Annotated in this window: 17 protein-coding genes; 7 read left to right on the forward strand and 10 right to left on the reverse strand. The window is 76.1% G+C overall.

Going from position 1 to position 15,463, the window contains the following annotated elements:
- Positions 1 to 61 precede the first annotated feature (61 nt).
- The gene (locus tag JUB12_RS13430) at positions 62 to 448 is read left to right on the forward strand and encodes a response regulator transcription factor (protein ID WP_205695933.1); all 387 of its coding nucleotides are present in this window, start codon (positions 62 to 64) and stop codon (positions 446 to 448) included.
- A gap of 7 nt (positions 449 to 455) precedes the next feature.
- Here the strand turns inward: JUB12_RS13430 and JUB12_RS13435 are convergent, their stop codons facing one another.
- The 9 genes from JUB12_RS13435 to JUB12_RS13475 all read right to left on the reverse strand — a co-directional run bounded on the left by JUB12_RS13435 (position 456) and on the right by JUB12_RS13475 (position 8,976).
- Positions 456 to 3,293, reverse strand: coding sequence for an aconitate hydratase (locus tag JUB12_RS13435; protein WP_205695934.1), 2,838 nt, complete (start codon positions 3,291 to 3,293; stop codon positions 456 to 458).
- Positions 3,294 to 3,305: 12 nt separating this feature from the next.
- The gene (locus tag JUB12_RS13440; RefSeq protein ID WP_205695935.1) at positions 3,306 to 3,725 is read right to left on the reverse strand and encodes a PIN domain-containing protein; all 420 of its coding nucleotides are present in this window, start codon (positions 3,723 to 3,725) and stop codon (positions 3,306 to 3,308) included.
- A gap of 4 nt (positions 3,726 to 3,729) precedes the next feature.
- Positions 3,730 to 3,933, reverse strand: coding sequence for a CopG family transcriptional regulator (locus tag JUB12_RS13445; RefSeq protein WP_205695936.1), 204 nt, complete (start codon positions 3,931 to 3,933; stop codon positions 3,730 to 3,732).
- Between the two features lie 33 nt (positions 3,934 to 3,966).
- Entirely contained in the window at positions 3,967 to 4,368 is a 402-nt protein-coding gene (locus JUB12_RS13450) for a vitamin K epoxide reductase family protein (protein ID WP_205695937.1), read from the reverse strand.
- On the reverse strand, positions 4,365 to 5,171 hold the full coding sequence (locus tag JUB12_RS13455) for a thioredoxin domain-containing protein (protein WP_205695938.1): 807 nt from the start codon (positions 5,169 to 5,171) through the stop codon (positions 4,365 to 4,367). The genes JUB12_RS13450 and JUB12_RS13455 overlap by 4 nt, the downstream gene beginning before the upstream one ends.
- 14 nt (positions 5,172 to 5,185) lie before the next feature.
- A complete protein-coding gene (locus JUB12_RS13460; RefSeq protein ID WP_205695939.1) occupies positions 5,186 to 6,163 on the reverse strand; it encodes a YcnI family protein in 978 nt (325 codons plus the stop codon).
- Entirely contained in the window at positions 6,163 to 7,884 is a 1,722-nt protein-coding gene (locus JUB12_RS13465; RefSeq protein ID WP_205695940.1) for a copper resistance protein CopC, read from the reverse strand. The genes JUB12_RS13460 and JUB12_RS13465 overlap by 1 nt, the downstream gene beginning before the upstream one ends.
- The gene (locus tag JUB12_RS13470; RefSeq protein WP_205695941.1) at positions 7,881 to 8,564 is read right to left on the reverse strand and encodes a hypothetical protein; all 684 of its coding nucleotides are present in this window, start codon (positions 8,562 to 8,564) and stop codon (positions 7,881 to 7,883) included. The genes JUB12_RS13465 and JUB12_RS13470 overlap by 4 nt, the downstream gene beginning before the upstream one ends.
- Before the next feature lie 82 nt (positions 8,565 to 8,646).
- Positions 8,647 to 8,976, reverse strand: coding sequence for a hypothetical protein (locus tag JUB12_RS13475; RefSeq protein ID WP_241004261.1), 330 nt, complete (start codon positions 8,974 to 8,976; stop codon positions 8,647 to 8,649).
- Between the two features lie 57 nt (positions 8,977 to 9,033).
- Here JUB12_RS13475 and JUB12_RS13480 point away from each other — a divergent pair, with 57 nt between their 5' ends.
- Together JUB12_RS13480 and JUB12_RS13485 are read left to right on the forward strand one after the other, a co-directional pair.
- Positions 9,034 to 10,527 carry a flavin monoamine oxidase family protein gene (locus JUB12_RS13480; protein WP_241004262.1) on the forward strand — a complete coding sequence of 498 codons (1,494 nt, stop codon included), beginning with the start codon at positions 9,034 to 9,036 and terminating at the stop codon, positions 10,525 to 10,527.
- Between the two features lie 10 nt (positions 10,528 to 10,537).
- Complete coding sequence (locus JUB12_RS13485; protein ID WP_205695942.1) at positions 10,538 to 11,296, forward strand: hypothetical protein; 759 nt, start codon at positions 10,538 to 10,540, stop codon at positions 11,294 to 11,296.
- On the opposite strand, the gene JUB12_RS13490 is transcribed toward JUB12_RS13485, so the two are convergent.
- On the reverse strand, positions 11,293 to 11,616 hold the full coding sequence (locus JUB12_RS13490) for a hypothetical protein (protein ID WP_205695943.1): 324 nt from the start codon (positions 11,614 to 11,616) through the stop codon (positions 11,293 to 11,295). The genes JUB12_RS13485 and JUB12_RS13490 overlap by 4 nt on opposite strands.
- Before the next feature lie 68 nt (positions 11,617 to 11,684).
- On the opposite strand from JUB12_RS13490, the gene JUB12_RS13495 reads away from it, so the two are divergent.
- Genes JUB12_RS13495 through JUB12_RS13510 form a run of 4 tightly spaced genes read left to right on the forward strand, consistent with a single transcriptional unit; the run spans position 11,685 to position 15,452 of the window.
- The gene (locus tag JUB12_RS13495) at positions 11,685 to 12,629 is read left to right on the forward strand and encodes a hypothetical protein (RefSeq protein WP_205695944.1); all 945 of its coding nucleotides are present in this window, start codon (positions 11,685 to 11,687) and stop codon (positions 12,627 to 12,629) included.
- On the forward strand, positions 12,626 to 13,270 hold the full coding sequence (locus JUB12_RS13500) for a DUF3159 domain-containing protein (protein ID WP_205695945.1): 645 nt from the start codon (positions 12,626 to 12,628) through the stop codon (positions 13,268 to 13,270). Before JUB12_RS13495 ends, JUB12_RS13500 begins: the two co-directional genes overlap by 4 nt.
- Before the next feature lie 26 nt (positions 13,271 to 13,296).
- Positions 13,297 to 14,667 carry a circularly permuted type 2 ATP-grasp protein gene (locus tag JUB12_RS13505; RefSeq protein WP_205695946.1) on the forward strand — a complete coding sequence of 457 codons (1,371 nt, stop codon included), beginning with the start codon at positions 13,297 to 13,299 and terminating at the stop codon, positions 14,665 to 14,667.
- Complete coding sequence (locus tag JUB12_RS13510) at positions 14,664 to 15,452, forward strand: gamma-glutamyl-gamma-aminobutyrate hydrolase family protein (protein ID WP_205695947.1); 789 nt, start codon at positions 14,664 to 14,666, stop codon at positions 15,450 to 15,452. The genes JUB12_RS13505 and JUB12_RS13510 overlap by 4 nt, the downstream gene beginning before the upstream one ends.
- Positions 15,453 to 15,463 lie beyond the last annotated feature (11 nt).

Below are 15,463 nucleotides of genomic sequence, written 5' to 3' on the forward strand. Positions count from 1 at the left end.
GCTCACGGCTAGGGCCAGCCGCACCGCCGTCGTCCCCCGCGCGGGGGAAGATGGCGGTGCCGTGATCCGCGTCCTCGTCGTCGACGACCACCCCGCCCTGCGGGCGGGTCTCGAGGCCCTGCTCCGCTCGGAGCCGGGCTTCGTCAGCGTGGGCGCGGCCGGGACCGGCGCGCAGGCCACGGCGCTGGCGCGACGCCACGGGCCCGACGTCGTCCTGCTCGACGTCCGCCTGGGCGACGAGGACGGCATCGCGCTGTGCGCGACGCTGCGCGCGCTGCCCGACGCGCCGGCGGTCGTGATGGTCACCGCCGACGCCGGCCCGCAGCTGGAGCGGGCGGCGACCGCCGCCGGGGCGTCCGCCCTCCTGGACAAGGCGGCGGACCTCCCCGACGTGCTCGACGCGGTGCGGCTCGCGGCGCGCTCGAGGCGCGCCGCGGCCCCGTCCTGAGTCCCGGCTACGCGTCGGCCACCAGCTGGCGCAGCACGTAGCGCAGGATCCCGCCGTGGCGGAAGTACTCCGCCTCCTTCGGGGTGTCGATGCGCACGCGGGCGGTGAACTCCGTGTCGCCCGCCGTGACCTGCACCTCGCGCGGCAGCTCGCCGGCGTTCAGCGGCTCGGCCAGGCCGGTGATGGAGAAGGTCTCCTCGCCGGTCAGGCCCAGCGAGTCGGCCGACTCGCCCTCCGGGAACTGCAGCGGCAGGACGCCCATGCCGACGAGGTTCGAGCGGTGGATGCGCTCGAAGCTCTCCGCGATGACGGCGCGCACGCCGAGGAGGTTCGTGCCCTTGGCGGCCCAGTCGCGCGACGAGCCCGAGCCGTACTCCTTGCCGCCGAGGACCACGAGCGGCGTGCCCTCCTGCGCGTACTCCTGCGCGGCCTCGTAGATCGAGGTCTCCTGGCCGTCCTTCTTGGTGACCCCGCCCTCGGTGCCCGGCGCGAGCTGGTTGCGCAGGCGGATGTTGGCGAAGGTGCCGCGGATCATCACCTCGTGGTTGCCGCGGCGCGAGCCGTAGGAGTTGAAGTCCTTGGGCTGGACGCCGCGCTCCTGGAGGTACAGGCCCGCGGGCGCGTCCTTCTTGATCGCGCCGGCCGGCGAGATGTGGTCGGTCGTGACCGAGTCGCCGAGCTTGGCGAGGACCTTCGCGCCCTCGATGTCCTCCACCGGGGTCGGCTCGGGCTCCATGCCGTCGAAGTACGGCGCGCGGGCGACGTACGTCGACTCCTCGTCCCACGTGTAGCGGTCCGAGGCGGGGACGTCGAGCGAGCGCCAGTTGTCGTCGCCGTCGAAGACCTGGGCGTAGGACTTGCGGAACATGTCGGACTGCACGGCCTCCTCGACGGTCCGCGCGACCTCCTTGGAGTCCGGCCAGATGTCGCGCAGCATCACGTCGCTGCCCGGGAACGGGTCGGAGAACGGGTCCCAGTCCATCGTCCCGGCCAGCGCGTAGGCGACCACGAGCGGCGGCGACGCGAGGTAGTTCATCTTCACGTCGGGGTTGATGCGCCCCTCGAAGTTGCGGTTGCCCGACAGCACGGAGCAGACGGCCAGGTCGGCCTCGTTGACCGCCGCGCTGATCTCGTCGGGCAGCGGGCCCGAGTTGCCGATGCACGTCGTGCAGCCGTAGCCGACGAGGTGGAAGCCGAGCGCCTCGAGGTCGTCGGTCAGGCCCGCGCGCTCGAGGTACTCGGTGACGACGAGCGAGCCCGGGGCCAGCGACGTCTTGACCCACGGCTTGCGACCCAGGCCCTTGGCGACGGCGTTGCGCGCCAGCAGGCCCGCGCCGAGCATGACCGACGGGTTCGACGTGTTCGTGCACGACGTGATCGCGGCGATGACGACGTGGCCGTGGTCGAGCTCGAACTCCTCGCCGTCCATCGTCACCTTCGTGGCGTTCGAGGCGCGGGTGGCGACGTTCGAGTGGCCGTGCTCGCGCTCGGGCTCACCGGCGCGGCCGTGGCCGTTGCCCGGCGCCTCGGAGCTCACGGGGTCCGACGCCGGGAAGGTCTCGGAGACCTCGTCGTCGGCGCCCTTGCCCGCGTCGGCGTCCTGCGGCGGCACGCCCGGCTTGCGGTCCGAGCCGGCGCTCTCGTCCGCGTAGTCCGTGAGGGCCTCGCGGAACTCCGTCTTGGCCTCCGACAGCGAGACGCGGTCCTGCGGGCGCTTGGGCCCGGCGAGCGACGGGACGACGGTGGACAGGTCGAGCTCGACGACCTGCGAGTACGTCGGCTCCTCGGCGTGCTCGTCGTGCCACATGCCCTGCTCCTTGGCGTAGGCCTCGACGAGGTCCACGAGCTCCTTGGGCCGCCCGGTGAACTGCAGGTAGCGCAGGGTCTCCTTGTCGATCGGGAAGATCGCGCACGTCGAGCCGAACTCCGGGCTCATGTTGCCGATCGTCGCCCGGTCGGCCAGGGAGAGCCGCGAGACGCCGGCGCCGAAGAACTCGACGAACTTGCCCACGACGCCGGTCTGGCGCAGCAGCTCGGTGACGGTGAGGACGAGGTCCGTCGCCGTCGCGCCCTCGGGCAGGTCGCCCGTCAGGCGGAAGCCGACGACCTGCGGGATGAGCATCGACATCGGCTGGCCGAGCATCGCCGCCTCCGCCTCGATGCCGCCCACGCCCCAGCCCAGCACGCCGAGGCCGTTGACCATCGTCGTGTGCGAGTCGGTCCCGACCAGCGTGTCGGGGTAGGCACGACCGGTCTTGTCGTCGACGAAGACGACGCGGGAGAGGTACTCGAGGTTGACCTGGTGGACGATGCCCGTGTCCGGCGGGACGACCTTGAACGTCTCGAAGGCACCCTGGCCCCACTTGAGGAACTCGTAGCGCTCGCGGTTGCGCTCGAACTCCTTCTCGGCGTTGCGGGCGAACGCGTCGCGCGTGCCGAACACGTCGACCTGCACGGAGTGGTCGATGACGAGCTCCGCGGGGACGAGCGGCTCGATCTTCGACGGGTCGCCGCCCAGCTCGGCCATCGCGTCGCGCATCGCCGCGAGGTCGACGACGGCCGGGACGCCGGTGAAGTCCTGCATGACCACGCGCGCGGGCGTGAAGGCGATCTCCTCGGAGGGCTCGGCCTTCGCGTCCCACGTGGCCAGCGCCTCGATGTCCCCGGCCTCGACCGCGCCGTTGCCCTCCGTGCGCAGGAGGTTCTCCAGCAGCACCTTGAGCGAGTACGGCAGGCGGGCGACGTCGAACTTCGACTGCAGCGCGTCGAGGCGGAAGACCTCGTGCTTGGCGCCGCCGACGTCGAGCGTGTCGCGGGCACCGAAGCTGTTCGGGTGGTCGGCCATGTCGGGTTCCTCTCAGGTGTCGGTCGGGTGCAGGACGAAGGGCTCGCCCTGTGCGGTGGTCAGGCGCCGGAGCGCCTCGGTGCGGAAGGTGGCGATGTGGCGGGTCCGCGCACGGGCCGCGACGGCCACGAGCGACGCCTCGACGAGGTCCACGACGACCTCCCTACCCGCTCGGGCGATGGCGATCGACTCGGTCAGGGCGTCGGCCCACCAGCGGACGACGTAGGCGCCGGCGTCGAGGTCCTCCCAGAACGCCTCGGCGGCCGCGGGGCCGCCGAGGCGGTGCAGGACGGCCTCCACCTGCGCCACGACCAGCGGCGAGGTCACGAGGTCGTCGTCGGCGACGGCGAGCCAGTCGCGGGCCGCCTCGTGGTGGTCGTCGCCGGCGTTGGCCAGCGCGAGCAGGTACGAGGTGTCCACGACGACGGCCACGCCGCTAGCGCCAGGCCTCGGGGTCCGTCGACAGGGTGCGCGGGCCGTCGAGCACGCCGACGGCGCGGGGGCGCCGGCGGGGCGGGCGGGCGACGGTGGCCGCCAGCGTGCGGCGGATGAGCTCCGCCTTCGTCAGGCCCTCCTCGGTCGCTCGCCGGGCGAGCGCCTCGTCCAGCTCCGGCTCGAGGTAGAGGCTGGTCTTCTTCACGCCCTACGTAGGGTACACCCTCCTGCCACGCGGTCAGGGCGCGCGCAGCACCCGGGCCACGCAGGCCCCGCACAGCGCGGTCATCGTCAGCGCGCTGGCGATGCACCAGACGCAGTGCTCCTCGAGCGTCACGAAGGAGCGGAACTGCAGGTAGCCGCTGAACAGCAGCCCGCCGACGGCGAGCCCGGCCGCCGCCAGCAGCGCCGCCTCGCCGGGGAGCAGCAGCGCCGCGAGGATCGCGACGTAGCCCAGCAGCCCGAGCAGGGCGACCGGGACCCCGGCGAGGTCGGCGTACTCGCTGGTCTGGACCCGCTCGCACCCGCCGCCGCTCGTGCACACGGGGTCGATGCCCCCGTAGTGCGCGACCGTCAGGTAGCCGGCGATGCCGACGCCCAGGACGGCGAGCGCGACGGCGGCGCGGTCGAGCGGCCTCACGCGCCGGCCAGCTCCCGGACGCGCTCGACGAACGGCTGCGCGGTCAGCGAGGACGGCTCGAACGGCTCGAGCTCCTGGCCGGTGCGCCCGATCAGGAACGTCGGCGTCGACCGCACGCCGTAGCGGTTCTGGGCCGTCACGGCCGCCCCGAGCTCCCGGGTGACGGGGTCGCTGCCCGTGGCGGCGAGCGCCCGCGGGCCGTCGAGCCCCGGAACCCCGGTGACGAGCCCGCGCAGGAACGCGTCGGTCGCGTAGCGCGAGCCCTCCTGGCCCTGCAGGCGGTACGCCGCCTCGGCGACGTGCCAGAGGCGGTCCTGCTGGGCGGCCGCGAGCGCGAGCCGCGCGATCTTCTGCGAGTCGTCGGTGCCGAGGTTGTCGTCGAGGAAGGTCAGCAGCCGCAGCTCGACCTTCAGCCGCCCGGCGCGGACCTCCTGCTCGACGATCGCGGGCAGCGCCTGCGTGGCGAACTCGCCGCAGAAGGGGCACTGCGGGTCGGCGAACTCGACCATCGTGACGGGCGCGTCCTTGCGCCCGAGCACGAGGCCGTCCTGCGGGATCCCGTCCAGCGACCGGGCGACCTCGCGGACGACCTGGGCGCTGCGGTCGGCGGTGACCGGCGGCGACGTCTCGTCGTCGCCGCCGCTGGACACCAGCACGGCCACGACGACCAGGACGACCGCGGCGGCCACCACGGCGCCGAGCATCCGCAGGCGCCGGGCCTGCCGGGCCTTCGCCGCCTCCTGCTCCTCGTGGGCGAGGCGCGCCTCGCGCGCCTCGCGCTTGCGGTCCTCTCGCGACGCCATGGCGTGATCCTCCCCTACGCGGTGCGCCCGCGAGCCAGTGCGGCACCGCCGGCGACCAGGCCGAGCGCCCCCACCGCCAGTGCCGCGACGGCCAGGCCGTCCGAGCCGCCGTCGTCCTCGGCGTCGTCGTCGACCACCGGCGCGGGCGCCGCCGTGTCGGCCGTCTGCGCGGTCGCGCCACCGCCGCCGTGGGCGTCGTCGTCGGCCTCGTCGACCTCGACGGTGGGCGCCGGCTTGTCGGCGTCCTCCGGGCCGATCCAGCGCACCACCTCGCCGCCGGTGTAGGTCTGCAGCGCCTTGAAGGTCGCCTTGCCGACCGTGTCGGGCACGCGGATCGACAGGCCGAAGTCGCGGAACGCGCCCGGCGGGATCGCGTCGTCGCGGCTGTCGGCGGTGAACGTGACGGTGTCGACCTCCTCCGTCGAGGTCTCGCCGTGCATCTCGATCGGCTTGGCCGCCTTGCGGGTCGTCACCTCGACGCTCCAGCCGGGGACCGGCTCGTAGCTCGCGGTGGCGACGCCGGGCGGGAACTGCACCTCGACCTTGCGCGTCGAGGCGTCGTCGCGCTCGTTGGGCACGCGGACGTCGACGCGCTTGAAGGCGCCGGCCTCGAGCTCCTGGGGCTGGACGGTGACGTGGGCGCCGGCGGCGGCCGGCAGCGCGAGCGCGGCGAGGGCGGTCGCGGCGGTGATGGTCCTGCGGGTCATGCGATGGCTCCTTGGTGGTGTGCGACAGGTCTCTGGGCTCCTGCGCAGGCCAGGAGGAGGACGGGAGGCGATGGCGCAGCCGACGAGGCACGCGCCGCGCGGGACGCGCACGAGCGGGGCGAGCGCGACGGCGAGGAGGCCGGGCACGCGGCGGCGCGGACGGTGGCGCCGGCGGGCGACGAGCGCCCGGGCCCCCTCGAGCGCGCGCTCGCCCGGGAAGCGCCCGGCGAGGAGCGCGACGGCGAGGAGCGCCGCCGGGAGCAGGCTGAGCAGCAGCGTGCTCATCACCGCACCCGCACGTCCACGTCCTTGCGGAACTCGTCGAAGTCGCTGACGCGGACGACGACCCGCAGGCGCCACGTGCCGGTGCGCCCGACGGCGAACCGGTCGGCGACGTAGTGGCCGGGGCCGCTCAGGCGCAGCGTCACGGGCAGCTCGGGGATGTCGCCGCCGGGCAGCGCCATCGTCGCGGTGACCTCCTTGGCGCCCTCGAACTGCGCGCCGTCGCTGCGGCGGAAGAGGTAGAGGTGCAGCTCGTTGGGGCCGACGCCGGCGGGGTCGACCGTCACGTCGGCGTCGAGCGGGCCGATCGCGACGCGCTCGGCGAACGGGCCGCCGGCGGAGGACGCCGGGGGCGCGTAGCCCGTGAGCGCCCCGGTGGCGCCCAGGACGGCGAGCGCGAGGACCACCTCGCCGCGCAGCGTGCGGCGCAGCAGGACGCCCGGTCCGCCCGGGGTCCGGCCGGTGGCGGCGGCGTGCCGGAGGGCGGGCACGACGCGACGCTGGTTGACCGCCCCGAGCGCGATGAGGCCGGCGAGCAGGACGACCTTCACGAGGATCGCCCGGCCGAAGGCGGTGTCCAGCAGCTCGGAGAAGGCGGTGAGGTGGATCACCGACTGGACCGTCCCGGTGACGAGCAGCGCGACGACGCACGCCAGCGCGAGCGGCGAGAAGCGGGTGAGGACGGCCGCCAGGAGCTTCGTGCGGTCGGCGGGCTCGAGCTGCGCGGTCGCGCGCGGGAGGGCGAGCAGGAGCAGGGCGAGGCCGCCGAGCCAGGCGCTCATGGCGACGACGTGCACGACGTCGGAGGTCGCGGTGAGCCCGCGCGGGGAGGTCACGCCGGCGTGGCCGCCGAGCGCGGGCGCCGCGGCGAGCACCACGAGCGGGAGCGCGAGGAGGGCCGCGAGGACCCTCGGGCGCGGCAGCGCCCGGCGCGCGAGCACGAGGACGCCGGCGAGCAGGGCGAGCCACGCGCCCTCGCGCACGCCGTAGGCCGTGCCGAGCCGCGTCTCGAGGACCTCGCGCACGACGTCGGGGTCCAGCGCGGTCCAGAACGACGTGCCGCCGGCCACCGCACCCTGGAGGACGAGGCCGGCCGCGCCGGCGACGAGCCCGGCCAGGGCGCCCGCGGCGAGGAGGCGCTGGGCCCGCGCGCGCAGCGCGGCCCGCGCCGCGACGAGGCCGGCGCCCAGGCCGAGGCCCGCGACCGCCGGCAGCCAGCACAGCCCGAGGACGAGCAGCCCGCCGAGGACCACGGCGGTCGCGGCGTACGTCGTCGCGCGCGCCACCGAGAAGGCCGTCCCGGTCACGGGACCCGAGCTGGCCCCGAGCAGCTCGTCGATCGTCTGGGACGGTCCTGCGCCGGCCTCGCCGACGCTGAACACCAGGCCGCCCGAGATCGGGTGTCCGTCGGCGCTGATCAGCCGGTAGACCGCGGTGTACGTCCCGTCCGCCAGGCCTCGCGGCAGGCCGACGGCGACCCGGTGGCTGTCGCCCCCGGGGCTGCGCAGCCGCCGGTCGTCGACCTCCTTGCCGGTGCCGTCGTAGACGCGCACGGCGCCGAACGCGGCTTCGACCGGCTCGTTGAAGCGGAAGACGACCTCCTGCGGGGCGGCGCGCAGGGTCGCGCCCCGCTCGGGCGCCGTCCCGACCAGGCGGGCATGGGCCTGCGCCGCCGCCGGGAGGGCGAGCAGCGCGACCAGCGCGAGGAAGAGGGCCCGCCTCACCACGCCTCGCGGCCGCCGGCGCCGGCCGCGTCCGTGCCGCCCTCGCCCGCGCCCCGCCGCCGGCGGGACACCACGACCGCCGCGCCCCCGAGCACCACGACGGCGAGGAGGCCGACGACCGCCCCGACCGGCATGCCGCCGCCGTCCTCGACGGGCGTCCACAGCAGCTCGCCGCGGATCGCGTCCTCATCGCCGCCGACGGCGATCGGCACCGTCCAGCGCGTCACCTGCTGGCGCTCGTCCTTGGGGCGGCGCAGCGGGGGGTCGGTCTTCGACATCCAGTGGATGCGGTGGTCGTGCCACTCGAAGCGCGCCGAGCGGTCGATCGTGCGCCACCTGGGTGCCGCGCCGGGCCGCACGCCGTCGGGGACCTTCGCGCCGTAGCGCTCCTCGTTGGTGTAGGTCGCCTCGGAGTTCTCGTTGACCTGGACGGTCCCGTCGGCACGGACACGGGCGTACTGCTCGCCGGGGCGGTAGCCCTCGATGACGACGTCCTCGCCCGTGCGGTTGACCAGCGCGAGGCGGTCGTCGCGGTTGAGCACCTCGAGGTGCAGGCCGCGGACCTGCGGCTTGGACTGGATGACGGACAGGAAGTTCGGGCTGCCCTCGTGGGCGAGGGCGGTGGCGGGCATGGCGAGCGCGAGCAGCGCCGCCGCGACGCCCAGGGACCGGCGCGCCATGGCGTGCCTCCTCGGTGGTTCGCGTGGGTCGGGTCGATGGCGTGCGCGCGCACGCGGACCCGACGGCGAGCCGGGCCTTCAGCTAGCGCGCGAGGGCGAGCGCGGGCGGCCCGCGCTCGGCCAGCGACGCCGCGATGAGGCGGCCGCCGCGGGCGACGCGCACCACCGGGCGGCGCAGCCGCGGGAGCGCGGCGCCGACGGGCCGGGCGCGACGGGCCCGCACGACGGCGGCGAGGGCGGCGAGGCGGTCCTCACCGACGTAGCGGCCCGCGAGGAGCGGCAGCGCGAGCACGAGCAGCGGCAGCGCGTGCAGCACCGAGGCGTCCAGCACGCCGGCCGTGCACGCGCACGCCAGCACGAGCCCGAGCAGGGCGGCGGCGAGCAGCGGCAGGAGGGCCCGGCGGCGGTCCACTGGCCGACATCGTACGGACTGCGGCGCGAGGTCGCGCCCTCTGGTTGGCTTGCCCACGTGTCCAGGACCGTCACGCGCCGCGGGCTGCTCGGCACCGCGGCGGGCGCCGCCGGAGCGGCCGCCCTCCCCCCGTCCGCGGGCGCCAAGCCCGCGCCCCGGCGCCGGGCGCCGCGCAGGACCGACGTCGTGGTGGTCGGCGCGGGCCTGGCCGGCCTGCGCGCCGCCCTCGACGTCGTGGCGGCCGGGAGGTCGGTCGTGGTGCTCGAGGCGCGCGACCGCGTCGGCGGGCGCCTGCTCAACCACGCCCTCGGCGAGGGGGAGGTCATCGAGGTCGGCGGCCAGTGGGTCGGCCCGACGCAGGACGTGCTGCTCGGCCTGGCGCGCGAGCTGGGCGTCGACACGTTCCCCACCTACGACCAGGGCTCGTACCTCTACGCCGCCGGCGGCAGGCGCGAGCGCTACAGCCCCACCGGGCCGCTCGGGCCGGTGCCGCCCGACCTGCTCGGCGCCCCCGAGGCGTTCCTGGCCATCGCCCAGCTCGACCAGATGGCGGCCACCGTGCCGGTCGAGGCGCCGTGGAAGGCGCCGCGCGCCGCCGAGTGGGACAGCCAGACCTTCGAGACCTGGAAGCTCGCCAACGCGCACACGCCGGGCGCGCGGCTGCTGCTCGACCTCGCCATCGAGGCGGTGTGGGCCTGCGAGCCGCGCGACGTCTCGCTCCTGCACGTCCTGGCCTACATCCGCGGCGCCGGGCCGGCGGGCGGCGGCGGGTCGCTCAACCGGCTCATCAACACCGCCGGCGGCGCCCAGGAGCAGCGCTTCGTCGGCGGCTCGCAGCGCATCGTCCTCGGGCTGGCCGAGCGGCTGGGCAAGCGCCGCGTGAAGCTCGGCTCGCCCGTGCGCCGGGTCGTCCAGCGCAAGGGCAGCGTCGACGTCGTCTGCGACACGGCGACGTGGCGGGCGCGCAGCGTCGTCGTGACCGCGCCGCCCGCGGTGACCGCGTCGATCGACTGGGAGCCCTGGCTGCCGGCCGATCGGGCCCAGCTGCTGCAGCGCTTCCCGCAGGGCAACGCGATCAAGTGCCAGGCGGTCTACGACGAGCCGTTCTGGCGGGCCGACGGCCTCGCGGGACAGGTCACCTCGGACGCCGACCCCGTGCGCATCACGTTCGACAACTCGCCGCCCGACGGCCGCCCCGGCGTGCTGCTGGGCTTCATCGAGGGCCACGCCGCCCGCGTCTGGGCACGCCGCTCGGCCGCCGACCGCAAGGCCGCGGTGCTGCGCTGCTTCGCCGACTTCTTCGGCGATCGCGCCTCGCGCCCGAAGGCCTACGTGGAGATGGACTGGTCGGCCGAGCGCTGGACGCGCGGGTGCTACGTCGGCTTCACGCCGCCGGGCGTCCTGCTCGACTTCGGCGAGGCGATCCGCCGGCCCCACCAGCGGGTCCACTGGGCCGGCGCCGAGACCGCGACGGTGTGGAACGGCTACATGGACGGGGCCCTGCGCTCGGGCTCCCGCGCTGCTGCCGAGGCGCTGGGCGACCTCGCGTAGCATCACGTCCGTGCCCCGGGTGCTCGCGTGCCTGCTCGTCGTCGTCGCGTCGGTCGTCGCGGGCTGCGGCGCGGGCGGGACCGACGCGCTGCGCGCGTGGGAGGTCGAGCCGCCCTACCTGCCCCCGCGCGACCCGTCGTCGATCGTGGCCGAGGACGCCGCGCGGCGCGACGCCGCGCAGGCCGAGCGCCAGGCCGACGCGGCGCGCGTCGGCGCCGGCGACCGCCAGGACCGCGCGCAGGACGACGCGGTCGCCGAGGACCGCGTCGCGGAGGGCGCGCCGACCGACGCCGAGGTCCAGGCCGCGCTGCGCCAGGCCTACGGCGGCGAGGGCGCGACGGACGTCGACCGCGCGAGCGTCGACGCCAGCGGCAGGGCGATCGTGCCGCCGACCGCGCCGCGCCGGCTCGTCGCGCTGATGCGCGGGGCCAACGAGGTCGCCCGCAAGCCCTACGTCTACGGCGGCGGGCACGGGCGCAACCCCGACGAGATCTGGCAGGACTCGGCCTACGACTGCTCGGGCTCGATCTCCTACGCCCTGGCGACCGCCGGCTACATCGAGGGCCCGATGACCTCCGGCTCGCTGGCGGACTGGGGCAAGCCGGGGCCCGGCAAGTGGGTGACGATCTACGCCAACGCCGAGCACGCCTTCATGGTCGTCGCCGGCCTGCGCTTCGACACCTCGGGCCGCGCCGACGCGGGCACGCGCTGGCAGGCGAGCACCCGCAGCGTGGCGGGCTTCACCGTGCGCCACCCGCCCGGGCTCTAGGCCGCGGGCGGCGGGCCGTCGTCCTCGGGCGCCTCGTCCTGCTCGGGGTCGACCTCGACCGGCGCCTGCGAGACGGCGCGCACCGGGGGCAGGCGCTTGCGCGCGGCGTCCAGGCGCGCGCGGACCGGCCCGGCGGTGCGCCCGACGACGGTCCGCTCGGCGGCGCCCATCGCCGGCCAGCGCTCGCGCAGCGCGGTCAGCTCCGCGTCGGCGGCGTCGAGCGCGTCCTCGGCGCTCTGGCGCTCGCCGGCGTCGAGGGCCTCCTCGGCGGCGGTCACGTGCAGGCCGGCGTCGGCGACACGCTTGAGCAGGTCGTCCATCGGCGCCGGAGACTAGGCGTCGCCGCTGACGGGATGCGGACGACGGCGCTCTACCATCCCTCGTCGCCGTGCCGTCCTCCGTCCCTCCAGGGCTGTCCGCCCCTGCCCGCGACCGCGGGCCGCTGTGGCTGCTGCTCGGCGGCGGGTCGACGGCCGCGGTCCTCGTCGTGCTGGCGCTGCTCGCGACCGGTGGCGGCGCCACGGAGGATGCGCCCGCCCGTCCCGCGACCCCGCCGGTGGCGGCCGCCCCGGCCGCCGCCGCGCAGCCGCCCGCCCAGCCGTCGCCCGCACCCGTCCCCTCGCCCCAGGCCTCGCCGGTGGCCGCCGTGCGCGCCGCGCCCGCCCCGACCGCCGTGCGGGTGTCGCTCGACGAGCGCCGCTTCGCCGCCAACGACCGCGAGCACGTGCGCGCCGGCTGGGTCGCCGCCTTCTACCCGATCTACGAGCGCGCCTCGAAGGCCTACGGGGTCAACTGGCTGCTGCTCGCCTCGATCCACAAGCAGGAGACCGCGTTCTCCACGCACCCGACGACGTACCGCGGGCTGAACTTCGCGCGCTGCTGCGCGGGGCCGATGCAGTTCAACGTCACCAACGGCCCGGTCAGCACCTGGGAGCGCTACCGCCACGCCCACCGCGCGGCGGCACGGCCCGCCTCCTACAACCACCGGACCGCCGAGCACCCGTCGCCGTACGACGACTTCGACGCGATCATGGCCGCCGCCGCGCTCTTGCGCGACTCGGGCGCCGGGGCGCAGCTCGACGCGAGCGCGTGGCGCGCCGCCTACGACTACTACGGCCACGACCTCACCGGCGTGGACTACGCGTCGCAGGTGCTCGCGCGCGCGATCTCGTGGGGCCGCTCGCGCTTCTGCGTGAACTGCGAGCTCGACGGCGGCGTGCTGGCCGCGGTCGACGGCTCGTGGGGCGCGCCGGTGCGCGCCGAGGTCCAGGCCGCCGAGGAGGCCGCCGCGAAGCAGCGCGCCAAGCGGGCGCGGACGGCGAGCGTCCGGTGAGCGACGCGGCGTCCCAGCCGGCCGAGCCCGACACCGGCCCGCGCCCCGAGGGCGCCGTCGCGCTCGCCGAGGCGCTCGGCGGCCGCCTGGGCATCCTCGAGTCCTCGCTGCCGGCGGGCGCGTTCGCCATCGCCTACGCGATCTCGGGCTCGGACCTCGAGCTCTCGGCGCTCATCGCCGTGGCGGTGGGGGCCTGCCTGACGATCGCCCGGCTCCTGCGGCGCGAGACCCTGCAGTTCGCCCTGGCCGGCGTCGTCGGCGTCGCCATCGCCGCCTTCATCGCCAACAAGACCGGCCGGGCCGAGGACTTCTACCTGCCGGGGCTGTTCATCAACCTGGCCTACGCCGCGGCCTACGCGATCTCGATCCTCGTCGGCTACCCGCTGCTCGGCGTCCTCGTGGGCGCGGTCACCGGCGAGGGCATGGCCTGGCGCGAGGACCCGGTGAAGGTCAGGGCCTACTCGCGCGCGAGCTGGATCTGGGTCGGCCTGTTCCTCGCCCGGATCGCCGTCCAGGCGCCGCTGTACCTCGCGGGCGCGGTCGTCGTGCTCGGCGCCGCGCGCGTCGCGATGGGCCTGCCGCTGTTCGCCGTCGGGATCTGGCTGTCCTACCTCGTCCTGCGCAAGGCGCGCGTGCTCTAGCCCGTCGAGGGGGAGGACCCGGAGGCGTGGACCCCTTCGACGAGGCGCTGGCGCCCGGCGGCGCGCCCCACCCGCACACCGCCGGCCCCCTCGCCGCCGTGCGGGCGCGCGGCCTCGCCGCCGCCGCGGACGCCGTGCGCGAGGCGGCGGCAGCGCAGGGCATGGCCTTCCGCGTGGATGGCCGCGACGTCGCGTTCCACGTCGATCCCGTGCCGCGCGTGCTCGCGGCCGGCGAGTGGGCGGCGCTCGAGGCGGGGCTGGCCCAGCGCGTGCGCGCCCTCGAGGCCTTCGTCGCCGACGCCTACGGCGCGCGCCGCTGCGTCGCCGAGGGCGTCGTGCCCGCGCGCGTCATCGAGACCGCCGAGTTCTTCGAGCGGGCGGTCGGCGAGCTGCCCGACCACGGCACGCCGCGCATCGGCGTGGCCGGGCTCGACGTCGTGCGCACCGCCGACGGGACGCTCGAGGTCCTGGAGGACAACACGCGCGTGCCCAGCGGCCTGGCCTTCGCCCTGGGCATCCGCGCCGCGGTGCGCGGCGCGCTGGACGTCGCGCCCGAGGACGAGCCGCGCGGCCTCGACGACGCCGCGACGCTCCTGCGCGACGTCCTCGTCGCGGCGGCCCCGCCCGGCGCGCCCGACCCGCCGCGCATCGCGCTGCTCAGCGCCGGTCCGGAGGACTCCGCGTGGTGGGAGCACCGGACGCTCGCGCGGCTCGTCGACGTGCCGATCGTCCTGCCCGACGAGCTGCGCGTCGAGGACGGCCGGCTGCTGCGCTTCGACGGCGCGCGGCGTGCGCCGCTGGACGTCGTGTACCGCCGCACCGACGAGAACCGGCTCGACTCGCCGATCGGGCAGGTGCTGGCCGGGCCGCTGCGCGCCGGCACGCTCGGCGTCGTCAACGCGCCCGGCACGGGCGTGGCCGACGACAAGCTCGTGCACGCCTACGTCGACGACCTCGTGCGCCTCTACCTGGGCGAGGAGCCGCTCGTGCGCGGCGTGCGGACCTTCGACCCCGGCGACCCCGAGGGCCGCGCCGAGCTCCTGGACCGCCTCGAGGAGCTCGTCGTCAAGCCGCGCGGCGGCCACGGCGGCAAGGGCGTGGTGCTCTGCCCGCTGGCCACGCCCGACGAGCTCGAGCAGGCGCGCCGCGAGCTCGGCGCCCGGCCCGACGCCTACGTCGTCCAGGAGCTCGTGCAGCTCTCGACGCACCCGACGGTGGTGGGTGACGCGCTCGCGCCCCGCCACGTCGACCTGCGGCCCTTCGTGTTCTCCGGGACGGGCGGTAGCGTCCGGGCCATGCCTGGCGGCCTGACGCGCGTCGCCCTCCGCGAGGGCGAGATGGTCGTGAACTCCTCCCGCGAGGGCGGGGCGAAGGACACGTGGGTCCGCGCTCGGTGACGCGACGGCCGATCATCGGCGTCACGACCTCCGAGGTCCGCCGCAAGGAGCACACCGACCCGCTTCCGCAGAGCGACCCGCCCCAGAACGAGATGGCGCTCGGCATGACCTACGCGCGCGCCGTCGAGCGCGCGGGCGGCCTGCCGGTGGTCCTGCCGCCGCTGCCCAACGACGCGGTCGAGCCGCTGCTGCTGGGGCTCGACGGCATCTGCCTGTCGGGCGGCCCGGACATCGACCCCATCGCCTACCACGCCGACCCGCACCCGGAGCTCGGCGAGACCGAGCCGCAGCTCGACGTCTTCGAGCTCACCGTCGCCCGCACCGCCGACCGCCTCGGCCTCCCCGTGCTCGGGATCTGCCGCGGCGCCCAGGCGCTCAACGTCGCCCGCGGCGGGACGCTGCACCAGCACCTGCCCGACGTCGTCTCCGACGAGCTCGAGCACCGCCAGTCCGCGCCGGGACGCGAGCCGACGCACATGGTCCGCGTGGAGGACGACTCGCGGCTGGCCGAGATCATGGGCGCGGGCCGCGAGGCCGCCGTCAACTCCTTCCACCACCAGGGCGTCGACGTCCTGGGCGAGGGCCTGCGCGCCGTCGCGTGGGCGCCCGACGGCACCGTCGAGGGCATCGAGGACGACACCGTCGGCCACCTCTTCCTCGGCGTGCAGTGGCACGCCGAGACGCTCATCGAGCGCCCCGAGCACCTCGCCCTCTTCGAGGCGCTGGTCGCCGAGGCGGCGGCGCGGCGCGCGCGCTCGGCCGACGCCGAGCTCGACCCGGCCTAGCAACGACGACG

This window comes from Conexibacter sp. SYSU D00693, from assembly GCF_017084525.1.
Taxonomy (GTDB): Bacteria; Actinomycetota; Thermoleophilia; order Solirubrobacterales; family Solirubrobacteraceae; genus Baekduia.